The organism is Streptomyces sp. NPDC036822 (genome assembly GCF_055609145.1).
This window is the reverse complement of sequence record NZ_JBVJPY010000008.1, coordinates 215,214-239,637: the sequence shown is the minus strand read 5'-3', so window position 1 is coordinate 239,637 and position 24,424 is coordinate 215,214. Positions and strand designations below refer to the sequence as shown.

Below are 24,424 nucleotides of genomic sequence, written 5' to 3'. Positions count from 1 at the left end.
CGTAATCTGTCTGGCGCCATGCCGTATGAACCACCCACCCACACCGTCGAGCGATCGCTCCGAGCCACCACCGGCGCCAAGATCATTGCCGGGGTCGACGAAGTCGGACGCGGGGCGTGGGCCGGACCCGTCACGGTGTGCGCGGCCGTCACGGGGCTGCGCCGTCCCCCCGAAGGGCTCACCGACTCCAAGCTGATCACCCCCAAGCGCCGCACCGCCCTGGCCGCGGAGCTGGAGAAGTGGGTCACCGCGTACGCGCTGGGACACGCCTCCCCGGAGGAGATCGACGAACTCGGCATGACCGCCGCGCTCCGGCTCGCCGCCGTGCGAGCCCTGGACGGCCTGCCCGTGCGCCCGGACGCGGTGATCCTCGACGGCAAGCACGACTATCTGGGCACTCCCTGGAAGGTCCGCACGGTGATCAAGGGCGACCAGTCCTGCATCGCCGTGGCCGCCGCCTCGGTCATCGCCAAGGTCCGGCGCGACGCGATGATGGCCGAGCTCGAGACCAAGGCGGCGGAGTGCTCCGCCTTCGGGTTCGGCGCCAACGCGGGCTACCCCTCGCCGGTCCACAAGGCGGCCCTCGAGGAACGCGGACCGACGCCGTACCACCGCCTGTCCTGGGCGTATCTCGACGCGCTGCCCCGGTGGCAGCACCTGAAGAAGATCCGCATCTCCGCCGAGGCGGCCGCACTGGAAAGCGGGGGCCAACTCGGCTTCGACTTCTGAACTTCCGGCTCCTGACTCTCATGACTCTTTCGCAGAGCCGCCCTCAGCAGCCGGGGCGCACATGTGTGCCCACCCGCCGATGACTCAACCACCGGCGTTTGATAGACATCCACTCATGCCTCTCTTCTCCGAGGAGCCTCAGATTCACGAGAGTGCCCAGGGTCCCCGCGCCGCTACGGCCGCCGGACACCCCGCGCCGACCCCCCGTCCCGTACCCGGCCCGCGTTCCGCGGCCTCACCGCGGCCTGGGCGTCCCGGCCCCGGACCGGCCAGGCCCGGCCCGCCGGTACAGCGCCCGCACCCCGGTGCCGGCCCGTCCCCGTCGTCCCGTTCGGAGAATCGTTCCGAGCAGCGCCCCGGTCCGCAGATCCAGGTGGTCCCCGCCTCTCCCGACGGTGCGCTCGACGCCGCCGAAGAGGCCGTGGACCTTCTTCTGGAGACCGGCCGCGCACCCGGCGACGTCCTCGTCCTCACCACCGGCGAGCAGCACCCGTGGGCGGCGCACGAGCTGTCCTTCGGCGATGCCGCCTACTGGGCCCAGCAGGACGCCCATGACGACGTGTTCTTCGCCGACGCAGCCGCCGTGGAACGGGCCTCGGCCCGGCCCGTGGTGGTCGTGGCGGTCAACGGCGGAGCCGAGGAGGCCACCGCCCGCGCCCTGCCCCTGGCGAAGGGGCGCGCGACCGCGCTGCTCATCGTCTGCGGCGACCCCGGCCGTATCAACGCCGCGCTCGGCGCGGTCGTCTGAGCCGGAACCCACGTCCGCGGCCACGGCCCGGTCGCCCCTGGAGGGCGGCCGGGCCGTGGCCGTGCCCAGGTCACGCCGCCCCGGCCCAGCAGTGGCTCAGCGGGCGGCCGTACGGCGCAGCATCTCGGCGGCCCCGCCCGCGGTGCGGGGCGAGAGCGCCCCGAGTTCGGATCCGACGTCCCCGAGCGCGGTCGGGCGTGACTCCGACCCGGGCTGCCGCCCGCCCCGGCCCTCTCCGAGCACCTGCCAGCCTCCCCGCGTCAGCGTGATGTACGCACCACAGCGCAGCCCGTGCAGCGTGCAGGCGTCCCGCAGCCCCCACATCCAGGCGCCGTCCTCCTCCGTCCAACGCTCGTCACCGTCCCGGCAGTAGAGCAGGACGGCCGTGCGCACCGGAGACCTGCGCCGGAGGTCGTGCGGGATGACCCGGCGCAGATGGGCGAGAAGCGCGTTGCGGAACTCCCAGCCGTCGGCGTGGATGGCGCGGCGAGCGAACGAGGCGCTGGCGGTGAGCCGTTCCTCGTGGTCGAGGACGGCGACGACGGCCGTCGCGGGCGTCGGCCGATGGCGGGCGTGCAGGCCGCTGACGACCTCCCGCGGATTGCGCAGGAGCGGAATCCCGGCCGCCGCCCACTCGGCCGGTTCGAGTATCCGAGCGAGGCGGCTGGCGGACTCGGACGACGAGCTGATCGAGGTGGCTGCGGACGGAGCGAATCCGAAGGTCACGGTCCTCCCTTCGGATACGCGCCCGTCGAGCGGGCAGAGTGGAGTGAGGGCGCGCCACAGCACAGTCCTTCCGGACCACGTACGTGCTGTGCGGGGCGTATTTCCAATTCTTGCGGGCCGGTGCGCGGGCGGCAACGAGCAATTGAGACCGCTGACTGGAATGGGCCGGTATGACACTCATATCCCTGCCCAGCCACTCAGTGTTCACTCCACGTTCACCCCTGAACGGCGAGCACCAGCGGGAAGACTCCCTCCGCTCCCGCCCGTCGCAGCAGCCGCGCCGCCACCGCCAGCGTCCAGCCGCTGTCCGAGAGGTCGTCCACCAGAAGTACCGGACCGGACACCGAGGCGAGCCGCTCGGCCAGCTCCGGCGGAACCGTCAGCGCCTGATGGAGCCCGATCACCCGCTGCGCGCTGTTCGTTCGCGAGATCCGGAGGTCCTCGGCCTCGGGCGTGTACGCGACCGAACCGAGCAGCTGCATGCGGCCGATCTCGGAGATGCGCTGCCCGAGGGAACCCACGAGATGCGGCCTGCTCCGCGAGGCGACCGTCACCACACCGGCCGGCCGCGACGGCGCGTCAGGCGCGCCCGACGCCCAACCTCCCGGCCCCTTCGCCCAGTCGGCGAGCACCCGCACCACCGCCTGGACGACATCGTCCGGCACGGCGCCGTCCGGAGCCCGCTCCGACAGCAGGGGACGCAGGCGGTTGCCCCAGCCGATGTCGGAGAGCCGACCCAGCGCCCGCCCGCCGAACGACTGCTCGCCCGCCGGGATACGGCCCTTCAGGTCGACCCCGACCGCCGTCAGGCCCGTCGGCCACATCTTCCGGGGCTCGACGTCCACCCCGGGGCGCCCCAACTCGCCCTTGGCGGCGTCGAGCGCCGCGTCGGTCACCTTCGGATCGAAGCGGGACCCCGCGCAGTTGTCACAGCGCCCGCACGGCGCGGCCTCCTCGTCGTCCAACTGGCGCCGCAGGAACTCCATACGACAGCCCGTCGTCGACGCGTACTCCCGCATCGCCTGCTGCTCCGCCGACCGCTGACGGGCCACCCAGGCGTACCGCTCGGAGTCGTAGACCCACGGCCGGCCCGTGCTCGTCCAGCCGCCCTTCACGCGGTGCACCGCGCCGTCCACGTCCAGGACCTTCAGCATCGTCTCCAGCCGGGTGCGCCGCAGCTCCACCAGCGGCTCCAGCGCGGGCAGCGACAGCGGGCGCTCGGCCCCCGCCAGCACGTCGAGCGTGCGGCGGACCTGCTCCTCGGGCGGGAAGGCGACCGACGCGAAGTACTGCCAGATCGCCTCGTCCTCCTTGCCGGGCAGCAGCAGCACCTCCGCATGCTCCACCCCGCGCCCGGCGCGGCCCACCTGCTGGTAGTACGCGATGGGGGAGGAGGGCGACCCGAGGTGCACCACGAAGCCCAGATCGGGCTTGTCGAACCCCATGCCCAGCGCCGACGTCGCCACCAGTGCCTTGACCCGGTTGGCGAGGAGGTCCTCCTCCGCCTGCTTACGGTCGGCGTTCTCCGTACGGCCCGTGTACGAGGACACCGTGTGGCCGCACTGGCGCAGATGGGCGGTCACCTCCTCGGCGGCCGCGACCGTCAGGGTGTAGATGATCCCGGAGCCCGGCAGCTCGTCGAGGTGATCGGCCAGCCAGGCCAGCCGGTGGGCCGCGTCGGGGAGCCGGACGACACCGAGGCTGAGGCTCTCCCGGTCCAGCGGCCCTCGCAGCACCAGCGCGTCCGTCCCCGCCCCCGTGCCGAGCTGCTCGGCCACGTCGGCCGTCACCCGGGCGTTGGCCGTCGCCGTGGTGGCGAGCACCGGGACGCCGGAGGGCAGATCGGCCAGCATCGTGCGCAGGCGCCGGTAGTCCGGGCGGAAGTCGTGGCCCCAGTCGGAGATGCAGTGCGCCTCGTCGACCACGAGCAGGCCCGTGGCCGCGGAGAGCCGCGGGAGCACCTCGTCACGGAAGTCGGGGTTGTTGAGCCGTTCGGGGCTCACCAGCAGCACGTCGACCTCGCCCGCCGTCACCTCCTGCTGCACCGTCTCCCACTCCTCGGTGTTCGACGAGTTGATCGTGCGTGCGCGGATGCCCGCCCGAGCCGCCGCCTCGACCTGATTGCGCATCAGCGCGAGCAGCGGCGAGACGATCACGGTGGGCCCGCTCCCCATCGCACGCAGGAGGGAGGTCGCCACGAAGTACACCGCGGACTTGCCCCAGCCGGTCCGCTGCACGACCAGCGCGCGCCGCCGGTCGGCGACGAGTGCCTCGATGGCGCGCCACTGGTCCTCCCGCAGCTTCGCCGTACCCGTCGGGTCGCCGACGAGGCGGGCGAGTACGGCGTCGGCGGTGGCTCTGAGGGCCGCGCGGTCTTCGAGACGATCTGCGTTGGTCATGCCCCCATGCAACCCGATGGGTACGACAAACCGCGAACGAGCCGCGAGACCTGTGGACAACTTCGGCGCGACGGTCCCGGGAGTTATCCACAGGGCTTTCGCGATCGACGGCGGGCGCGGGACCGTCGTGACCATGAACACGAACCCACACGCATCCGACAGCACGCCCTCCGGATCGCAGCAGATCACGCTGCGCAGCCCGGCCGAACTGGCCGACGCGCTGCCTTTCATGCTGGGCTTCCATCCCACCGATTCGGTCGTCCTCGTCGGGCTGCACGGCGAGCGCGGACGCTTCGGCGGCCGGGTCAGGCTCGGCATTCCCAAGGCGCCGGCGGAGTGGGCCTCGACGGCCGAACATCTCGCGGAGTGCCTGGTCGAGGGCTGCGCCCGCGGCGGCACGCGGCCCGACGGCATCGTGGTCTTCCTGTGCCAGGACCCGGAGCCGGGGGAGACGGCCCGCCACGTGGTGGAGCGGCTCCGGCCGTTCGCGCACCGGCTGCGCACGGCCTGCGGGGAGCTGGACATCCCGGTGAACGAGGCCCTCTGCATCTCCGACGGCCTGTACTTCTCCTACTGCTGCCCCGACACCCGCTGCTGCCCACCGGACGGCACTCCCCTCGCGTTGACCGGTACGTCCGTGATGGCCGCGGCCGCTGCCTACGCCGGCATCCAGGTCCGGGGCACGCTGCGGGAGATGCAGGCACGGCTCAAGCCACCTACGGCACCCCGTGGAGTGGGCGGTGGTGAGGAGCCGCCCGGAATCGAGGAGCAGCGCAAGGCGCTGAACGCCGCCGCCGCGCGGATCGTGCCGAAGCTCCTCGAGGACCGCCCGGCCCGCGGCAGGCAGGAGGTGAGGGAGGACACGCTCGCACGCGTGCGACAGCTGCTGCGGCGGTTCGGAGCACCGGCCGAGGACGGGCCGGCCGATGCGGCCCCCGCTCTCCTCGCGGCGGGGCGCACGGAAGGCTTCCCGCCGACGGTGGATCCCCTGACCGGCCGGGCGCGGCCCAGGGGAATGGCGGAGCTGGACGCGGACGACGACGCCCTGATCACCAGTGAGGAGGCCGCCTCGCTGATTCTGGGGCTGCAGGACCGGGAGACCCGGGATCAGGCCGCGGAGTGGATGGAAGGGCCCGAAGGGGCCGCCGCCGTCCGGTTGTGGCGGGCCCTGGCCCGGCGCTGCGTCGCCCCCTACACGGAGCACGCGGCCGCGCCGCTCACGCTCGCGGGCTGGACGGCGTGGTCGACGGGCGACGAGCCCGCCGCCCGTGTGGCCCTCGGCATGGCGCTGGACATCGACCCGGAATACGTCTTCGCCCGTCTGCTGCACCAGGCGTGCAACGAGGGACTCGACCCGGAGTCCCTGCGCAGCTGCCTGCGCGAGGAACGCCGTGCGCGAACGGCCGCGGACCCCGCAGGGGGCGCGGACCGGCGTCGCCCCGTCGACCGCCCTGCCGACGGCGCGGGGGTGACCCGGGGGCGGACCGGGAGGGTCCGCCCGAGGACGCGGGTGCGGACCCGCCCGCGGGCCGGCGGGAAGGGACCACGGAGCGGCGGCGTCCGGCCCGGCCCGCTGCCGGCCAAGCCCCTGAGCGGCGGCGCCGTGCGGCGCGGGAGGCGGCCCGCGGCGAGGAGCGGACGGTGACGCCCGTGACCAGCCCGCCCGCGACGGCGTTCAGCTCTGTGGCGGAGCCGTACGGCCCGTGCCGCCGTGACCCCAGCGGCCGTCCGGATCGCACAGAGAGCGCAGCACACGACCCATGGCCTCACGACCCGTCCCGGCCTCCGGACCCCCGGCCGGCCACCCGCCCCCCGCCGCCGGTCACGCCCCCAGCGGCCACCCGCCCGCCGGGCCTTCGCACTCCGGCCCGGCGCGACCGGGTGAACTGCCTTCCGTCCACGACGCCCTCCTCTGCGTCGCCCTGCCCGCCCTCGTCGTCTGCGCCGCACACGGACAGCTCACCGGCCACGGACTCGAAGGGGTCTATCTCGCCGGACGGCGCCTCCTCTCCCGCTGCGTCCTCCGGGTGGCGGGCCGCGAGCCCCTCGCGCTCCAGGGCCGGCTGTCCGCCGCCGACCGTGCCGGATTCCTCGGCGTCGTGCGCGTACCCGGTGACGCCGGCCCCGATCCCGGCGTCAGCGTCGACCGGTCGCGCGACGCGGACGGAAGCGAGCGGATCACCCTGCGCAGCTCCACCGGCAGACCGCTGCGACTCCCGGTGGAGATCGCTCTGGGAACGGATCTCGCGGACCTGGCGGCGATCGCGGCCGGCCGCCCCGGACCCGAACTCGCCGCGAGCGTCCACGGCACGGGGATGCGCTGGGCGGCGGCCGACGGCCGGTGCGTGGCCGTCACCGCCGACCCGCCGCCGATGGACGCGCTGGCCGCGGCCGGACTGCTGCGCTGGGACATCGAGCTGCCTCCCGGAGGCACCCGCACCATCGACCTGCGCGTACGCGCGGACCGCGCTCCACGGCCCGGCGGCATCCCGGGGCCCGGCGCGCCCGGGGCCGGCGCCCCGCCCCCGGGTGCCGGACGGACCAACGGTGCTTCGGGGGCGTCCGCCCGACCCGGGGGACACGTCCTCTCCGAAGCACGGGCGGAAGGGGACGACGCACGCGCGGGTGAGCTGCTGCGCACCGCCGTCGACGATCTCAGGGCCCTGCTCCAGCGTGATCCCGCCCGCCCCGCCGATGTCCATCTCGCCGCAGGAGTGCCCTGGCGCTGCGGCCCCGTCGGCGTCGAAAGCCTCTGGGCGGCGCGGATGGCCCTGCCGCTCGGCACCCGGCTGGCTTCCTCCACCCTCCGCGCCCTGGCCCGCACGCAGCTGGGCGGGTCGGGAGCCGAGGCGGGGTGGATCCCCGGACCGCTCCGGGACGCCGGCCCCTTCCTCCCGCCCCGCTGCACAGGAATCGAAGCCACCCTCGCCTTTCCGGTGGTCCTCGCCGAAGCCAGACGCTGGGGGCTGCCCGAGCAGGAGCTCGCGGAGCTGCTGCCCACGGCGGAACGGTGTCTGGGATGGCTCCGGTGCGCCGCGGACCCGGACGGTTTCGTCCGGGACCCGGGACCCGCCGGGCCGTGGCGGGCCGAGACACAGGCCCACGCCCACCGAGCCGCCGTCCTCGGCGCGGACCTGCTCGATGCCTGCGGCCGGCCCGGCGGGGAGGCATGGCGGGACTGGGCGGGCGCGCTGCGCCGACGCTTCCGCGAGGAGTTCTGGGTGCCCGACCGCGCGGGCGGCAGACCCGCCGTGGCCCGTGCGCCCGCCGGACGGCCGTGGAACCAGATGGGCGGCTGGGCGGCGCACCTCCTGGACACGGGTCTGCTCGGCGGCGGGCGGCACGCTCCGGGGCTGCTGGACAAGACGGACGTGGAGCAGCTGGCCAGGCTGCTCGGGGCGCCGGCGCTCGACTCCGGCTGGGGGCTGCGCGGCCTCGGGACGAAGGAGCCCGGTCACAACCCCTTCGGGCACCGAACCGGTGCCGTACGGGTCCATGAGACGGCGATCGCCGTGGCGGGTCTCGCCGTGGCGGGCTACGACAAGGAGGCGGTGTCCCTGCTGCGTGGACTCCTCGACGCCGCCGAGGCCTTCGGCTTCCGGCTGCCGGAGATGTACGCCGGCGGGTCGCGGACGGCAGGGGGCGCCCCCGTGCCGCATCCGGCAGCCTGCCGGCCCGCGGCGATGGCCGCGGCCACCGGGGTCCTGGTCCTGGCGACGCTCGTCGGGATCCGGCCGGACGCACCCGGCGGGACGGTCGCCCTCCATCCGGTACGGTCGGCCCCGCTGGGCGCCCTGCGGCTGTCAGGGCTGCTCGTCGCGGGGGAGCCGTTCGCGGCCCGGGTGAGCAGGCTCGGGCTCGGCATGATCGAGGAGGCCGCCGAAGGTCTCCAGCTCGGAGGCTGAGGCGGATGCGGATCGCGCAGGTGCCGGACGCGTTCGGGGAGGGAGAAGAAGTCCTTCTCGATCCCCCCGAGGGGCGTGTTTATCGTCAGGGAGACGACTATGATCACGGCATGTCTCCCTACGACCCGTCGGCCTTTCCGCCCTTCGCCGTCACCGTCGATCTGGTCGTGCTCACGGTGCGGGGTCCCGCGCTGTGCGCTCTGGTCGTACGCCGGGGAGAACAGCCGTTCCAGGGCCGGTGGGCGCTGCCGGGCGGCTTCGTCCGGGCCGACGAGGACCTCGGCGCGGCCGCCGCGCGCGAGCTGGTCGAGGAGACCGGGCTCTGCGCCCACGACCCCGCGGCTCCGCCGCCGGCGCTCGGTAACGGCGCCCATCTCGAACAGCTGGCGACCTACGGCGACCCGGAGCGCGACCCCCGGATGAGGGTGGTCAGCGTCGCCCATCTGGCACTCGCCCCGGACCTCCCGGCCCCACGCGCCGGAGGCGACGCCCACAGCGCCCGCTGGTCCCCGGTCGAGGAGCTGCTGAGCCAGGACGGGGACGCCGAGGGCGAGGGCGCGGGGCCGCTCGCCTTCGATCACGCCCGGATCCTCGCCGACGGGGTGGAACGCGCCCGTTCGAAGATCGAGTACTCCTCGCTCGCCACCGCGTTCTGCCCGCCGGAGTTCACCGTCGGCGAGCTGCGGAGGGTGTACGAGGCGGTGTGGGGCGTCGCCCTGGACCCGCGCAACTTCCACCGGAAGGTGACCGGCACGCCCGGCTTCCTGGTCCCGGCCGGGGGGACGACCACTCGTCAGGGGGGCCGCCCCGCGCAGCTGTTCCGCGCCGGCGGGGCCACGCTGCTGAATCCGCCGATGCTGCGTCCCGAGGTCTGACCGGACCGCGGCCTTCAGGTCTCCGGGGTTCACTTCGGGCGACCCGGGACCCCAACCCTGCGTCGAAAGTCCGAAATGTAGCGTTATCTTGCTTCGGTAGCCGCCCTGCCGCGGAGCGGTGTCACCTACCGCGAGAGAAGCGATGCTCCAGGCCATCGGACTCACCAGCAGCCCCCGCCGCGACCTTGCGCCCGCCGTGGACGACCTCACCTTCGAGGCCCGGCCGGGCCTCGTCACCGCCCTGCTCGGGCCCGCAGGATCCGGGAAGACCACCGCCCTGCGGTTGATGCTCGAACTCGAGCCGGGGCGCGGCGTCACGTACTTCCGCGGCCGCCCCCTCCACCGCATCGCCTACCCCCCGGGGGAGGTCGGGGTCCTGCTCGGCGACGTCGCCGGCCACCCCTCGCGCACGGTGCGCAGCCAGCTCCGGATGCTCTGCGCGGCCACCGGCGTTCCGGGAGCCAAGGCGGACGAGATGCTCCGGGTCGTGGGGCTGACCGGGCTCCACGACCAGCGCATCGGGACCCTCTCGCGGGGCATGGACCGCCGACTCGGCCTTGCGTCGGCCCTGTTGGGGGACCCGCACACGCTGCTGCTCGACGAGCCCGGCGCCGGTCTGTCCGCGCGGGAGAACGCCTGGCTGTACGAACTCCTGCGCGCCCATGCCCAGGACGGCGGCACCGTCCTGTTCACGACGGCGGACCCCAGGGAGGCGGCGCGCCACGCCGACCGCGTCGTCACCCTGACGTCCGGCCGCCTCGTCGCCGACCAGGACGTCACCGAATTCGCCCGCACCCGGCTGCGGCCGCGCGTAGCCGTCCGCACGCCGCACGCCGCCCGGCTCGCCGCCGTCGTCACACAGGAGGCGCGCGCCGCCCGCCGCGCCGTGGAGGTGGTCGCCGAGAACGGCAACCGCCTCTCCGTCTATGGAAGCGACTGCGCCACCATCGGCGAGACCGCCTTCCGGCACGGTGTGCTCATCCACCGCCTGGCCGACGAGGTGGGCGACACGGGCCCCGCCGCCGACCACGGAGCCGCCCGTGCCGCTGTGAACCGCGCCCCGGGCCCGGCCGCCGCCGAGCCCGGGGCGGCCGCGGGGAGCGGAGTCGGGACCGAGGCCGCCGGAGGCGGCGGCCGACGGGACGGGGAGCCCCTGTCCGCCCGTCGGCCGTCGCGTGCGCCGCTGCGCCCCTTGCGGTACGAGGTCCGCCGCCTCCTCGGTGTGCCGAGCACCCCCCTCGTCGTGGCGGCGACCCTCGCCGCGTCCGTCCTGATCGCGGTGCTCCTCGCCCGAGGAGGAGGTACGCCCGTCCCCACCGCGATCGCAGGCTGGCCCTCCCTCTCGCCGCTGCCTCCGGCCGCGCTCGGCGCGGGGCTGCTCGGCGCCTTCGCCTTCGGGGACGAGTACCGCTATCCCGCGCTCACGACCGGACGGGGGACCGTTCCCCGGCGCCTCGGCCTGCTGCTCGCCAAGCTCGCGGTCGCGGCCGCCGTCGCGATCCTCCTCGCCGTCCTCGTCGTGGTGGTCGACCTGGAGGCCCTGCGCCTGGTCTACGGGGGCGACTTGATTCCCGTACCGGAGAACTGGCCGAGTCTGTGTGCCAATTGGCTCGGGCTCATCACCGGCTGCGCCTGGGCCGGTGTGCTCGGGGCCGGGGTCTTCCGGGTCGCCGCGGCCGGGGTGGCGGCGGTGCTGTCCGTACCGATCGTGCTCGTCCCCCTGCTGAACAACGCGATCGCCGGCCCGTCTGGGCGTTCGATCGCCGGACTTCCCGCCCGGCTCCGTGAATTCGTCCTCGCGGCATGGCCCGCCGCGGCCGACCGGTGGCTGATGGGCGGGATTCGGGTGGTCGCCCAGCCCGTGGGGGTGGCGATGACGTTGGCGTTGACCGGCCTGCTCTGTGCCTATCTGTTCACCGGGCTTCGCCGTAAGGCGCGTTGGTGACCACTTCGGATCGAGAACGTTCGAGTTCTCGACAACCTCCTTTGAAATGCCTAAGAATGTCCGATTAATCGTCAATTGTGTAGGGGGTGCCGATCACCCTTTCGTGTGCTTTTCACCAAAGACCTCAAGGGTCCCGCGAGCCACGCCGACAAAGGATGCGTGAGTACCCTTGCGCACACCATGATGACCGCCGCCCGCTCCGTCGACTCCGGCCTCGGCGCCCCGGGCGATCTCGACCGTTACCCCTACGCGGAGGCGCCCGTCGCCGATCGCGTCGGCCCGCCGGCCTGGGAGGGGGTGGAGACGGACCTCGGCCGGGTCGGCCGGCGCACCGCCGGCAGCCGTGGCCGCGGGCTGCACGGCCAACTCGTCCAGCAGCTCGGTCAGATGATCGTCTCCGGCGACCTCGGTGCCGACCGGCCGCTGGTTCCGGAGGAGATCGGCCAGCGCTTCGAGGTCTCCCGGACCGTCGTACGCGAGTCGCTGCGCGTCCTGGAGGCGAAGGGGCTGGTCAGCGCCCGCCCCAACGTGGGCACCCGGGTCCGGCCGGTCAGCGACTGGAACCTGCTGGACCCCGACATCATCGAGTGGCGCGCCTTCGGCCCGCAGCGCGACGACCAGCGCCGGGAGCTGAACGAGCTGCGCTGGACGATCGAGCCCCTGGCCGCCCGGCTCGCCGCCGGGCACGGCCGCGAGGACGTCCAGCAGCGGCTCTCCGACATGGTCGAGATCATGAGTCACGCCTACGCCCAGGGCGACGGCATCACCTTCTCCCGCGCGGACACCGAGTTCCACTCCCTGCTCATCCAGCTCGCGGGCAATCGCATGCTGGAGCACCTCTCCGGCATCGTCGGCGCGGCGCTCCAGGTCTCCGGAGGGCCGGTCACGGCCTGTGACCGGCCCGGCGACAACTGCATCGCGCACCATGCGCGGATCGTCGACGCCCTCGCGGCCGGCGACGCCTACGCCGCCGAGACGGCCATGCGTCAGCTGCTCATGGTCCACCCCGAGGTGGAGCGTGTGGTGCCGGCTCCGCGCGAGCACTGACGCGCGCGCCTCATGGCCGGGAACGGGGAGCCCTATGCATCGCGGGTCGCCCGACTCGCGCGGACCCCGGGGATCGCAACCGATCCCCGGGGATCGCGGGGGCTTGGCGGCGTGAATGTACGATGTGCACCGGTTCTGTATGTTTCGTCGCCAATGAGGTGTGACTCGGGCCACGCGGATTGGGCGTAACACTCCTCGGAGCCATGCGATGACCTAAGAGGTGACAGCCGAGGAAGGAATACAGCCGCCCCGCGAGGCGCTGTGCAGTTCCCCGGTCCAGCCCGCGCCGTCGGCACATCCCCCGCTGACGGTCGTCGGCTCCGGCCCGATCCCGGGCGGGGCCGGAAGCCGTTTTCCATCGTTCCGAGAGGTTGTTCGTGTCGGCCAGCACATCCCGTACGCTCCCGCCGGAGATCGCCGAGTCCGAGTCTGTGATGGCGCTCATCGAGCGGGGAAAGGCTGATGGGCAGATCGCCGGCGATGACGTGCGTCGGGCCTTCGAGGCTGACCAGATTCCGCCAACCCAGTGGAAGAATGTTCTGCGCAGCCTCAACCAGATCCTCGAGGAAGAGGGTGTGACGCTGATGGTCAGTGCAGCGGAGTCGCCGAAGCGCGCCCGCAAGAGCGTCGCAGCGAAGAGCCCGGCCAAGCGCACCGCCACCAAGACCGTCACCGCCAAGACGACCGTGACGAAGTCCGTCGCGGCCGCGACCGCGGCCCCGGCGGAAGAGAGCGCGGACCCGGCCGACGAGGCCGGCACGCCGGCCAAGAAGGCGGCCGCCAAGAAGGCCACCGCCAAGAAGACGGTGGCGAAGAAGGCCACCGCCAAGAAGACGGCGGCCAAGAAGACCACCGCCAAGAAGGACGCCGACGAGGTCGTCGAGGGCGAGGAGCTCCTCGAGGACGTCGCGCCCGGCAAGGGCGAGGACGAAGAGACCGAGGGCGAGAACAAGGGCTTCGTCCTGTCCGACGAGGACGAGGACGACGCTCCGGCGCAGCAGGTCGCCGTCGCGGGTGCCACCGCGGACCCGGTCAAGGACTACCTCAAGCAGATCGGCAAGGTCCCGCTGCTCAACGCCGAGCAGGAGGTCGAGCTCGCCAAGCGCATCGAGGCCGGTCTGTTCGCCGAGGACAAGCTGGCGAACTCCGACAAGCTGGCGCCCAAGCTCAAGCGCGAGCTGGAGATCATCGCCGAGGACGGCCGCCGCGCCAAGAACCACCTGCTGGAGGCCAACCTCCGCCTCGTGGTCTCGCTGGCGAAGCGCTACACCGGCCGCGGCATGCTCTTCCTGGACCTGATCCAGGAGGGCAACCTGGGCCTGATCCGCGCGGTCGAGAAGTTCGACTACACCAAGGGCTACAAGTTCTCCACGTACGCCACCTGGTGGATCCGTCAGGCGATCACCCGCGCGATGGCCGACCAGGCCCGCACCATCCGTATCCCGGTGCACATGGTCGAGGTCATCAACAAGCTCGCGCGTGTGCAGCGCCAGATGCTCCAGGACCTGGGCCGCGAGCCCACCCCGGAGGAGCTGGCCAAGGAACTCGACATGACCCCTGAGAAGGTCATCGAGGTCCAGAAGTACGGCCGTGAGCCGATCTCCCTCCACACCCCGCTGGGTGAGGACGGCGACAGCGAGTTCGGCGACCTGATCGAGGACTCCGAGGCGGTCGTCCCGGCCGACGCGGTCAGCTTCACGCTCCTCCAGGAGCAGCTCCACTCCGTCCTCGACACGCTCTCCGAGCGTGAGGCCGGCGTGGTCTCCATGCGCTTCGGTCTCACCGATGGCCAGCCGAAGACCCTCGACGAGATCGGCAAGGTCTACGGCGTGACGCGCGAGCGCATCCGGCAGATCGAGTCCAAGACGATGTCGAAGCTGCGCCACCCGTCGCGTTCGCAGGTTCTGCGCGACTACCTCGACTAGTCACCGTCTCCCGCCGTCGCCTCGCCGCTCGCGAGGCCTGGCGGCAGGCGTCCGAAGGGCCCGGCCCCCGAAAAGGGGCCGGGCCCTTCGGCGTGCGGGGGTGCGATCCGGGAGGAAGTGGCGGACGCTGGGTGAACGGACATAACCGGAGAGTCAGGAGGCTCTATGCGTCGCCCCATCGCCCGAGCAGTGGCCGCAGCCCTGGGGCTGGCCGTGGCGGCCGCGGGGCCGTTCGCGTCCGCCGCCCCGGCGGCCGCCGACAGCGTCGTGGTCGGCGGGCAGCCGACCCCGATCGCGGACGCGCCCTGGGTGGTGGCGCTCTCCAGCCGTGACCGGTTCGGGGGTACGCGCGCGGGGCAGTTCTGCGGGGGAGTGGTCGTGGCGCCCACGCGGGTCCTCACCGCGGCCCACTGCCTCGGCCGGGACGTCCTCGGAGGCAAGCCGTCCGACCTCGCGGACTTCAAGGTGATCGCCGGCCGGAGCGCCCTGCGGGGCCGTGGGGGGCACGAGGTCCGGATCTCCGGGACCTGGGTCAACCCGTCCTACGACCCGGCGAACAACTCCGGCGACCTCGCCGTCCTGTCGCTGGCGGTCGCGCTGCCCGCGTCGTACGTGATCGAGACGGCGCGCCCGGGCGACGCCGCGGAGGCGCCGGGCACGGAGGCGGAGGTCTTCGGGTGGGGTGACACCACCGGCAGGGAGACCTACGCCTCCGCCCTGCGGTCGGCCCGCGTGCAGGTGCTGCCGGACGGGACCTGTGGGCGGGCCTATCCGGGCGGCCTGGGGGCCTCCTACCGCCCGGACACGATGCTGTGCGCCGGAGATCCCCGGGGAGGCAAGGACGCCTGCCAGGGGGACAGCGGAGGGCCTCTGGTGGCCGGCGGGCGGCTTATCGGACTGGTGTCCTGGGGCAGTGGGTGCGCTCAGGCGGACAGCCCGGGTGTGTACACCCGGGTGTCGGCGCTCCTGCCCGCCCGCGCCTGAGAGCTGGTGGGTACGAGAACGGGCGGCCGCCCCCTTGGATCGAGGGGGTTGCCGCCCGTCGACCGGTCAGTGACCGGCCCATGGCTCGTCGTATGTGCGAGGCGTCAGCGGTCCTCGTCTACTGCCTTGGCCGGCACGTCGGTGAGCCGGTCCGTCTCATCCTGTATTTCCGCGGCGATCTTCTTGAGTTCCGGCTCGAACTTACGCCCGTGGTGCGCGCAGAAGAGCAAGTCACCGCCGCTGGTCAGGACGACGCGCACGTACGCCTGGGCGCCGCAGCGGTCGCAGCGGTCAGCGGCCGTCAGGGGGCTCGCGGGGGTCAGAACAGTAGTCACGTCGCCTCTTCTCTAGCTCGACGAGCTGTCGTACCAGGGTCAACATCCAACCAGGCCGGAAACGTTCCCGCTCGTGGCTTTTCCTTGAAACTTCTTCCCAAGGTGGCTGTCTGCTGCCGGTTGGCGGCGAATGAGCCGTATTGCGTCGCTCTACGGATTTCGCGTTGCTTGTGTGGGTTCGGCCCTCCCGGCTGGGTTGCCGGTTGTGAATGAGGACGTGCCCGGAGCCTAAATGGTTCATGCCTCGAAGGGAACGTGATGTTCACGTCACCCCTTCGAGGGATCGAACACTCATGCGACTCTGCACTAGCATGAGATTTCGGGAGGGTGGCGTGACAACGCCTCTACCAGGCATCGGTACGCTCTGACCGGTGAACGACGCCGGGCCTTACCCACCGAGCCTGTTTTCAAATTCAGCGAGGAGCGAACCGCGTGACCGCCGAAACGTCCGTGCCGTCCAGTGCGCTGCTGACCGCAGACCGTGACGGTTCCAACTACACCGCGCGGCACCTGCTCGTACTCGAAGGGCTCGAAGCGGTTCGCAAGCGCCCCGGCATGTACATCGGGTCCACCGACAGCCGCGGCCTCATGCACTGCCTCTGGGAGATCATCGACAACTCCGTCGACGAAGCCCTCGGCGGATACTGCGACCACATCGACGTGATCCTCCACGAGGACGGCTCCGTCGAGGTGCGCGACAACGGCCGCGGCATCCCGGTCGACGTCGAGCCCAAGACCGGGCTCTCCGGCGTCGAGGTCGTCATGACCAAGCTCCACGCCGGAGGAAAGTTCGGCGGTGGCTCCTACGCCGCCTCCGGCGGTCTCCACGGTGTCGGCGCCTCGGTGGTGAACGCCCTGTCCGCCCGGCTCGACATCGAGGTGGACCGGGGCGGCGCCACGCACGCCATCAGCTTCCGGCGCGGTGTCCCCGGCATCTTCACGGAGCAGGGCCCCGACAGCCCCTTCGACCCGGCCAACGGCCTGCTCAAGAGCAAGCGCGTGCCGAAGACCCGCACCGGTACCCGGACGCGGTACTGGGCCGACCGCCAGATCTTCCTGAAGGACGCCAAGCTCTCCCTGGACCACCTCCACCAGCGCGCCCGCCAGACCGCCTTCCTGGTGCCCGGCCTCACCATCGTCGTCCGCGACGAGCGGGACCTGGAGGGTGTCGGCAAGAGCGAGGAGACCTTCCGCTTCGACGGCGGCATCAGCGAGTTCTGCGAGTTCCTCGCCCAGGACAAGGCCGTCTGCGACGTGCAGCGCCTGACCGGTCAGGGAACCTTCAAGGAGACCGTCCCGGTCCTGGACGACCGCGGACACATGACGCCCACCGAGGTCACCCGGGAGCTCGGGGTCGACGTGGCCCTGCGCTGGGGCACGGGCTACGACACCACGGTCCGTTCGTTCGTGAACATCATCGCCACCCCCAAGGGCGGCACCCACGTCTCCGGGTTCGAGCAGGCCATCACCAAGACGGTCAACGAGGTGCTGCGCTCCGCCAAGATGCTGCGCGTCGCCGAGGACGACATCGTCAAGGACGATGCCCTGGAGGGGCTCACGGCCGTCGTGACGGTCCGCCTCGCCGAGCCGCAGTTCGAGGGCCAGACCAAGGAGGTGCTCGGCACCTCCGCGGCCCGCCGGATCGTCGCCAACGTGGTCGCGAAGGAGCTGAAGACCTTCCTGACCTCCACCAGGCGCGACGACAAGGCCCAGGCCCGCGCCGTCCTGGAGAAGGCCGTGGCGGCCGCCAGGACCCGTATCGCGGCCCGCCAGCACAAGGAGGCGCAGCGCAGGAAGACCGCGCTCGAGTCCTCCTCGCTCCCCGCCAAGCTCGCCGACTGCCGCAGCGACGACGTCGAGCGCAGCGAGCTCTTCATCGTGGAGGGCGACTCCGCGCTCGGCACCGCCAAGCTGGCGCGCAACAGCGAGTTCCAGGCGCTGCTGCCGATCCGCGGAAAGATCCTCAACGTCCAGAAGTCCTCCGTCTCGGACATGCTCAAGAACGCCGAGTGCGGTGCGATCATCCAGGTCATAGGAGCCGGCTCCGGCCGCACCTTCGACATCGACGCGGCCCGCTACGGCAAGATCGTGCTCCTGGTCGACGCCGACGTCGACGGCGCCCACATCCGCTGCCTGCTGCTGACGCTCTTCCAGCGGTACATGCGGCCGATGGTGGAGGCCGGCCGGGTCTTCGCCGCCGTGCCGCCGCTGCACCGCATCGAACTGGTCCAGCCCAAGAAGGGCCAGGACAAGTACGTGTACACGTACTCGGACAACGAGCTGCGCCAGACCCTGCTCGAGTACCAGCGCAAGGGCATCCGCTACAAGGACGCCATCCAGCGGTACAAGGGCCTCGGCGAGATGGACGCCGACCAGCTCGCGGAGACCACGATGGATCCGCGCCACCGCACCCTGCGCCGGATCAACATCGGCGACCTGGACTCCTCGGAGCAGGTCTTCGACCTGCTCATGGGCAACGACGTCGCGCCCCGCAAGGAGTTCATCACGAGCTCGGCGGCGACCCTGGACCGCTCGCGCATCGACGCCTGATCCACCGGTCTCCCCGAGGGGGGCGGAGCCGTCGGCTCCGCCCCCCTCGGCGATCGCGGAGGACGGCTCCGGCGGTCGCGGAGGGCGGCTCTCCCTCCGCCCCCTCGGCGTTCCGCCCACCGGCGTGCGCTCCGCCGGGCGGCCTCCGCGCTGATAGGCGTACCGGCGCTTCCGCGTGCCGGTACGCCTATCAGCGCGGAGGTGTCCCCTCACGCGGTGTTCCGTCACCTGATGGGGTGAAGTGGGGAAGGAGAAGAGTCCGGGATCTTCCCGCTCTGTCCATCCTTGTGCACGCGGCCGAAACGGTTCGCTGACAAGGAGAGTTCACCGGTGGAGAAGCAGGAAGGGACGGACGCCTCCGCGGCGCGGAACGGCGATCCGGCGGTCCGGATCGAGGATCCCTGGTACGACGCCCTGGCGTCCGGCTGGGGCGAGCCCGTCGACACGGTGGCACCGGACGGCGTGGCGGCGCCCACCGCCCCCGAGGCGTCCGGGGACGTACCGCGACAGCGGCCCGCGCGCAGTGCGGCGGACATCTATCTGGAGGTCCAGCGCAGCCCGGCCTTCCAGGAGGTGCGCGGCCGTTACCGGCGGTTCGTGATCCCCGCCGTGCTCGCCTTCCTGCTCTGGTACCTGGCCTACGTCGTCGCTGCGACCGCCGCGCCCGGACTGATGGCCCGGCCCGTCGCCGGAGCGGTCAACGTGGCGATGGTCGCCGGACTCGGACAGTTCCTCACCACCTTCCTCCTGACCTGGGCCTACGCCCGCCACGCCCGGCTTCGCCGGGACCGCGCGGCGCTGGAACTGCGCTGGGACACCCAGGAGATGACACGAGGGGTCCAGCGGTGACCGGCGACCACCAGACCCTGGCCCTGCTGCTGTTCAGCGCCTTCATCGCGGTCACCCTCGCGATCACCACCTGGGTGAGCCGCAAACGGCACGGTTCGGCCGAGGAGTTCTACGCCGGAGGCCGGCTCTTCTCGCCGATGGAGAACGGTTTCGCCATCGCCGGTGACTACATGTCCGCCGCCTCCTTTCTCGGCATCTCCGGCCTGATCGCCCTCTACGGCTACGACGGGATGCTGTACTCCGTCGGCTTCCTGGTCGCCTGGCTGGTCGTCCTCCTCCTCGTCGCCGAACTGGTCCGCAACTGCGGCCGGTTCACGCTCGCCGACGTCGTGGCCTCCCGGATGGCCGAGCGCCCGGTCCGGATCGCGGCCGGCACCTCCTCCGTGACCGTCTCCGTGCTCTATCTGGTGGCCCAGATGGTCGGTGCCGGCAGTCTCGTCGCGCTGCTCCTCGGCGGCACGAGCGAAGCCGCCCGCTCCTGGACGGTGATCGGCGTCGGCGCCCTGATGGTGATCTACGTGTCGCTGGGCGGGATGCGCGCCACCACCTGGATCCAGATCGTCAAGGCCGTCCTGCTGATGGCCGGAACGATCGCCCTGACGGTGCTCGTGCTGCTCCGCTTCCACGGCGACTTCGAGCAGCTGCTCGCCGGCGCCGCCGACCGCAGCGGCCACGGACGGGACTTCCTCGCCCCCGGCCTGCGCTACGGCGGGGACTGGACCGCGCGCCTGGACTTCATCAGTCTCGGGATCGCCCTGGTCCTGGGCACCGCCGGGCTGCCGCACATCCTCTCGCGGTTCTACACCGTGCCCACCGCACGGGCCGCCCGACGCTCCGTCGTCTGGTCGATCGGCCTCATCGGCAGCTTCTACCTGATGACGATCGTCCTCGGCTTCGGAGCCGCCGCGATCATCGGACCCGACGCCGTCCGGGCCTCCAACGCCTCCGGCAACACCGCCGTGCCGCTGCTCGCCCTCGACCTCGGCGGAGGAGCGGGCTCCACCGGCGGCACCGTGCTCTTCGCGATCGTCGCCGCCGTCGCCTTCGCGACCATCCTGGCCGTCGTCGCCGGCATCACCCTCGCCTCCTCGGCCTCCGTCGCCCACGACCTGTACGCCTCCCTGCGCCGGCGTGGCAGCCGGGCCAAGCCCTACAGCGAGGTCACCGTGGCGCGGCTCGCCGCGGCCGGGATCGGTGTGGCGGCGATCGGGCTCGGTCTGCTCGCCCGCGACCTGAACGTGGCGTTCCTGGTCGGCCTCGCCTTCGCCGTCGCCGCCTCGGCCAACCTCCCGGTGCTCCTGTACTCGCTGTTCTGGCGGAACTTCACCACCAGGGGAGCCGTCTGGTCGGTGTACGGGGGGCTCGTACCGGCCGTCCTGCTCGTCGTCCTCTCACCGGTGGTCTCGGGCAGCCCGGAGGCGCTCTTCCCGGGCGTCGACTTCCATGTCTTCCCGCTGCAGAACCCGGGGCTGGTCTCCATCCCGCTGGGCTTCCTGGCCGGCTGGATCGGGACCGTCACCTCGCACGAGCCGCCGGACGCCGCCAAGCACGCGGAGACCGAGGTCCGGGCGCTGACCGGAGCCGGAGCGGTGTGAGCGGGGGGCCCACCGGGCCGGCATTCAGCCCGCCGGGGTCGTCCAGACGTACCGGTGTTCCGGGCGGCCCGTCTCGCCGTACCGCAGGGACAGCCGCACCCGGCCCGTCCGCTCCAGGAGCTTGAGATAGCGCTGGGCGGTCTGGCGGCTCACGCCCGCCCGCTCGGCGATCTCCTGGGTGGACAAGGGCCCGTCGGCGGCCAGCAGGACCTGTCGCAGCAGCTCGGCGGTGGTGGGCGAATGGCCCTTGGGAAGACCCGGTTCCACGGCCCCCGCCGACAGGGCGCCGAAGATCCGGTCCACCTCGGCCTGCTCCGCCTCGCCGCCGCCGTCGAGGGTGCGGCGGAGCGCCGCGTACGCCTCCAGCTTGGCGCGCAGGCCGGCGAAGACGAACGGCTTGACCAGATACTGCAGCGCGCCGTGCCGCATCGCCGCCTGGACGGTCGCCACGTCCCGCGCCGCCGTCACCATGATCACGTCGGTCTGGTGGCCGAGCCGGCGCAGCTCCCGTACGACCGAGAGTCCGTTCTCGTCCGGCAGGTAGTGGTCCAGGAGGATCAGGTCGACCGGCTCCTCGGCGAGACGGGCGAGGGCCTCGGCGGCGGAGTGGGCGGTGGCGACGACGCGGAAACCGGGCACCTTGGCGACGTAGGCCGCGTTGATCCCCGCGACCCGCACGTCATCGTCCACGACCAAGACGTCGATCACCGCGCCTCCCCGGCCGCGCGCGCCGGCTCCGGCTCGCTCAGTGCCTCCGGGAGGACGACGGTGAACGCGGCGCCGCCGGTGGCGCCCTCGGCGACCCGGGCGCTGCCGCCCTGACGCTCGGCGAGCCGGCGGACCAGTGCCAGGCCCAGCCCGCGCTTGCCGTGGGACGGCAGCTCCTTGGTGGTCCAGCCCTCCGTGAAGATCAGCTCGCGCCGGTCCTCCGGGACGCCCGGGCCACTGTCCGTGACCCGAAGGACGACCGTGCGGCCCTCCGTGCCCAGGGCGACCTCGACGCGGGGGTCCGCGGAGCCCGCGGCCGCGTCGAGGGCGTTGTCGACGAGATTGCCCACGACGGTGACCAGCTCGCGCGGGTCGACCAGCCGGTCGGGCAGCAGCGAGCCGTGGGCGACGCGCAGGGAGACACCCCGCTCGGCCGCGACCGTCGCCTTGCCGACGAGGAGCGCCGCGAGCAGCGGGTCGTGGATCTTCTCGGTGACCTGCTCGGCGGTGGCGCGATGGACGCCGACCACCTCCGTGACGAACTCGACCGCCTCGTCGTGCATCTCCAGCTCCAGGAGGCCGAGCAGGGTGTGCAGACGGTTGGCGTGCTCGTGGTCCTGGGCGCGCAGCGCGTCGATCAGACCGCGGGTGGAGTCCAGCTCGCGGCCGAGCCTCTCCAGCTCGGTGCGGTCGCGCAGGGTGGCGACGGCGCCGCCGTCGTCCGTCGGCATCCGGTTGGCGATCAGCACCCGGTGCCCGCGGACGGTCACCAGGTCCTCGCCCGTGACCCGGCCGGCCAGCACGTCGGCGGTGCGGCCGGAGCCGAGCGCCTCCTCCAGGGGGCTGCCGGTGGCTTCGGCGCCGATGCCGAGCAGGCGCTGGGCCTCGTCGTTCAGCAGCCGTATCCGTCCGGTGCGGTCGAGGGCGACCACGCCCTCCCGGATGCCGTGGAGCATCGCCTCGCGTTCGGCGAGCAGCGCGGAGATGTCGGAGAAGGCCAGGTCATGGGTCTGCCGCTGGAGCCTGCGGGAGATCAGATAGGCCGCCAGCGCTCCGGCGGCCAGGGCGCCGCCCGCGTACGCGAGGAGACCCGGGATCGCCCCGAGCAGGCGGTCCTGGACGCTGTCGTACTCGATGCCGACCGACACCGCGCCGACGATGCTCCCGTCGGCGGCCCGCAGCGGGGCCTTGCCCCGGGCGGAGCGGCCGAGGGTGCCGCTGTCGATCTCCATCACCTCGCGGCCGGCGAGGGCCGTGCTGGGGTCGGTGGAGACGACCTTGCCGATCTGCGCAGGGTCGGTGTGCGACCAGCGCACCCCCCGTGTGTCCATGACGACGACGTACTCGGCGCCCGTGGAGCGCCTGATCCGTTCGGCCTCCGCCTGGACGGCCCCGCCGACGGACGGCGACGAGTTCCGCAACGCCGACGCCACCTCCGGCGACGCGGTGGTCTCCGCGATGGCGAGGGCGCGGCGCATGGCCTGGTCGTCGAGCTGGGCGCTGAGCGGCGCCAGGAAGAGGCCGGTGGCCAGCACGGTCACGCCGGTGGCGATGGCCAGCTGCATGAGGAGGACCTGGGAGAAGACCCGCCGCGGCCAGCCGATCCGCCGACGGCGCACAGCGGGCCGTGCGGGGGTGGTCGGTGCGGGACGCATGCGAGGAACGGTACGGGTCGTACGAACCCGACCGGAAATCCCGCCCCGGCCAGGGCCGCGCGCTGGAAGCCGTGCCCTCTTGGTCGGCCTGGCCTGGGGACGCCGGGGGCCACGCCGGGGCACGGGGGCGGCTCGGCCCGTCAGCGCCCATACGCCGGAGCGGGCCGGGTGGGTTCCACGCGGGCCCTCGGGACCGCGCGGCCGGCCCTGGTGATCGGCGGGATGGCCGCAGGCCCGGGCCCGTGCGGCCGCGGGCGGCTGCCTATTCTGGGAGCTTCGTCGCGCGTCGAGCATCAGGAGGGTTTCGCCTTGAGCACGCAGCAGATCCCGGTCGTCGTCCTCTCCGGATTCCTGGGGTCGGGCAAGACCACGCTGCTCAACCATCTGCTGCGCAGGGCCCGGGGCACCCGGATCGGTGTCATGGTCAACGACTTCGGGGACATCGGTATCGACGCCATGACCGTCGCCGGGCAGGTCGGGTCCACCGTCTCCCTCGGCAACGGCTGTCTGTGCTGCGCCGTCGACGCGAGCGAGCTGGACGAGTACCTGGAGGTCCTCACCCGGCCCTCGGCCCGCCTGGACGTGATCGTCATCGAGGCGAGCGGCCTCGCGGAGCCGCAGGAGCTGGTGCGAATGGTGCTCGCCAGCGAGAACGAGCGGATCGTGTACGGCGGGCTCGTGCAGGTCGTCGACGCGGCCGAGTTCTCCGCCACGCGCGAGCGGCACCCCGAGACCGACCGGCACCTCGCCCTCGCGGATCTGGTGGTCGTCAACAAAGCCGACCGGGTGGGGGAGCGCGAGCTGGACGCCGTCCACGCCACCGTCACCGGGCTCGCCGGACGAGCCGCGGTGATCCGAACCGCGCACGGGCGGATCGACCCCGAGGTCCTCTTCGACCGGGTCGTGCCCGAGGGGGAGATCGAGGGGCAGATGTCCATCGAGGACCTGCTGTACGCGGACGAGGACGCGGCCGCCCATCCGCACGCCGCCTACGAGACCCTCTCGCTCGCCACCGGGACCGCGCTGCACCCGCGCCGGCTCATGGAGTTCCTCGACTCCCGGCCGCAGGGCCTCTACCGCCTCAAGGGCTTTCTCGACTTCGGCGCGGCCGACCCGGTCAACCGCTACGGCGTCCATGCCGTCGGCCGGTTCCTGCGCTTCTACCCCGAGCCCTGGCCGGAGGGTGAGGAGCGCCTGTCCCAGCTCGTCCTCATCGGATCCGGCATCGACGCCGAAGCCCTGCGCAAGGAACTCGCCGGCTGTGAGGTGACCGGCCCGCAGGACACCCCCGACGAGCGCGCTCTCTGGGGGGTCCTGCGCTACGTGCAGCGGAACGAGGCCGAGGAGGACCCAGGAGCGGAGGGTCTCTTCGCCGCGTCCGATCCGGCCTGACCACATCCGACCAGGCCAGGCCCGACCCGGTCCGTCCAGGGCCGGCGCGGCCCGGTC

The 24,424-nt window shown here is 72.6% G+C and carries 18 protein-coding genes; 13 read left to right on the top strand and 5 right to left on the bottom strand.

Annotated features, from left to right (window positions below; translation table 11 throughout):
- Nucleotides 1-18 precede the first annotated feature (18 nt).
- Nucleotides 19-729, top strand: a complete 711-nt coding sequence (locus ACZ68P_RS20615) for a ribonuclease HII (protein ID WP_471008090.1) — start codon at nt 19-21, stop codon at nt 727-729.
- Between the two features lie 115 nt (nt 730-844).
- Nucleotides 845-1,477: a hypothetical protein gene (locus tag ACZ68P_RS20610; protein WP_471008087.1), complete on the top strand. Its 633-nt coding sequence runs from the start codon at nt 845-847 to the stop codon at nt 1,475-1,477.
- A 96-nt stretch (nt 1,478-1,573) separates the two neighbouring features.
- On the opposite strand, the gene ACZ68P_RS20605 is transcribed toward ACZ68P_RS20610, so the two are convergent.
- Nucleotides 1,574-2,203 (bottom strand): hypothetical protein, encoded by a 630-nt coding sequence (locus ACZ68P_RS20605; protein ID WP_471008085.1) that lies wholly within the window; start codon nt 2,201-2,203, stop codon nt 1,574-1,576.
- Between the two features lie 215 nt (nt 2,204-2,418).
- A complete protein-coding gene (locus tag ACZ68P_RS20600) occupies nt 2,419-4,602 on the bottom strand; it encodes a RecQ family ATP-dependent DNA helicase (protein ID WP_471008082.1) in 2,184 nt (727 codons plus the stop codon).
- Between the two features lie 133 nt (nt 4,603-4,735).
- Here ACZ68P_RS20600 and ACZ68P_RS20595 point away from each other — a divergent pair, with 133 nt between their 5' ends.
- The 7 genes from ACZ68P_RS20595 (at nt 4,736) to ACZ68P_RS20565 (ending at nt 15,283) form a co-directional block, all read left to right on the top strand.
- Nucleotides 4,736-6,247 (top strand): DUF4192 domain-containing protein, encoded by a 1,512-nt coding sequence (locus ACZ68P_RS20595; RefSeq protein WP_471008080.1) that lies wholly within the window; start codon nt 4,736-4,738, stop codon nt 6,245-6,247.
- A gap of 115 nt (nt 6,248-6,362) precedes the next feature.
- Nucleotides 6,363-8,507, top strand: coding sequence for a glycogen debranching N-terminal domain-containing protein (locus ACZ68P_RS20590; RefSeq protein WP_471008077.1), 2,145 nt, complete (start codon nt 6,363-6,365; stop codon nt 8,505-8,507).
- 110 nt (nt 8,508-8,617) lie between these two features.
- Nucleotides 8,618-9,382 carry an NUDIX hydrolase gene (locus tag ACZ68P_RS20585; RefSeq protein ID WP_471008074.1) on the top strand — a complete coding sequence of 255 codons (765 nt, stop codon included), beginning with the start codon at nt 8,618-8,620 and terminating at the stop codon, nt 9,380-9,382.
- Nucleotides 9,383-9,524: 142 nt separating this feature from the next.
- Entirely contained in the window at nt 9,525-11,327 is a 1,803-nt protein-coding gene (locus ACZ68P_RS20580) for an ABC transporter ATP-binding protein (protein ID WP_471008072.1), read from the top strand.
- Between the two features lie 159 nt (nt 11,328-11,486).
- Nucleotides 11,487-12,374, top strand: a complete 888-nt coding sequence (locus ACZ68P_RS20575; protein WP_471008069.1) for a FadR/GntR family transcriptional regulator — start codon at nt 11,487-11,489, stop codon at nt 12,372-12,374.
- A gap of 377 nt (nt 12,375-12,751) precedes the next feature.
- On the top strand, nt 12,752-14,299 hold the full coding sequence (locus ACZ68P_RS20570; protein ID WP_471008066.1) for an RNA polymerase sigma factor: 1,548 nt from the start codon (nt 12,752-12,754) through the stop codon (nt 14,297-14,299).
- A 165-nt stretch (nt 14,300-14,464) separates the two neighbouring features.
- Nucleotides 14,465-15,283 (top strand): serine protease, encoded by an 819-nt coding sequence (locus ACZ68P_RS20565; protein WP_471008063.1) that lies wholly within the window; start codon nt 14,465-14,467, stop codon nt 15,281-15,283.
- A gap of 104 nt (nt 15,284-15,387) precedes the next feature.
- On the opposite strand, the gene ACZ68P_RS20560 is transcribed toward ACZ68P_RS20565, so the two are convergent.
- Nucleotides 15,388-15,618, bottom strand: coding sequence for a DUF7455 domain-containing protein (locus tag ACZ68P_RS20560; RefSeq protein WP_329115038.1), 231 nt, complete (start codon nt 15,616-15,618; stop codon nt 15,388-15,390).
- Between the two features lie 432 nt (nt 15,619-16,050).
- On the opposite strand from ACZ68P_RS20560, the gene ACZ68P_RS20555 reads away from it, so the two are divergent.
- The 3 genes from ACZ68P_RS20555 to ACZ68P_RS20545 all read left to right on the top strand — a co-directional run bounded on the left by ACZ68P_RS20555 (nt 16,051) and on the right by ACZ68P_RS20545 (nt 20,612).
- A complete protein-coding gene (locus ACZ68P_RS20555) occupies nt 16,051-18,168 on the top strand; it encodes a DNA gyrase/topoisomerase IV subunit B (RefSeq protein WP_471008059.1) in 2,118 nt (705 codons plus the stop codon).
- 330 nt (nt 18,169-18,498) lie between these two features.
- The gene (locus ACZ68P_RS20550; protein ID WP_471008057.1) at nt 18,499-19,017 is read left to right on the top strand and encodes a DUF485 domain-containing protein; all 519 of its coding nucleotides are present in this window, start codon (nt 18,499-18,501) and stop codon (nt 19,015-19,017) included.
- The gene (locus ACZ68P_RS20545) at nt 19,014-20,612 is read left to right on the top strand and encodes a solute symporter family protein (RefSeq protein WP_471008054.1); all 1,599 of its coding nucleotides are present in this window, start codon (nt 19,014-19,016) and stop codon (nt 20,610-20,612) included. The genes ACZ68P_RS20550 and ACZ68P_RS20545 overlap by 4 nt, the downstream gene beginning before the upstream one ends.
- Nucleotides 20,613-20,636: 24 nt before the next feature.
- On the opposite strand, the gene ACZ68P_RS20540 is transcribed toward ACZ68P_RS20545, so the two are convergent.
- The gene (locus ACZ68P_RS20540; protein ID WP_471008052.1) at nt 20,637-21,320 is read right to left on the bottom strand and encodes a response regulator; all 684 of its coding nucleotides are present in this window, start codon (nt 21,318-21,320) and stop codon (nt 20,637-20,639) included.
- A complete protein-coding gene (locus ACZ68P_RS20535; RefSeq protein ID WP_471008049.1) occupies nt 21,317-22,975 on the bottom strand; it encodes a sensor histidine kinase in 1,659 nt (552 codons plus the stop codon). The genes ACZ68P_RS20540 and ACZ68P_RS20535 overlap by 4 nt, the downstream gene beginning before the upstream one ends.
- A 309-nt stretch (nt 22,976-23,284) precedes the next feature.
- Here ACZ68P_RS20535 and ACZ68P_RS20530 point away from each other — a divergent pair, with 309 nt between their 5' ends.
- Entirely contained in the window at nt 23,285-24,367 is a 1,083-nt protein-coding gene (locus ACZ68P_RS20530; protein WP_471008047.1) for a CobW family GTP-binding protein, read from the top strand.
- The last annotated feature ends 57 nt before the right edge of the window (nt 24,368-24,424 follow it).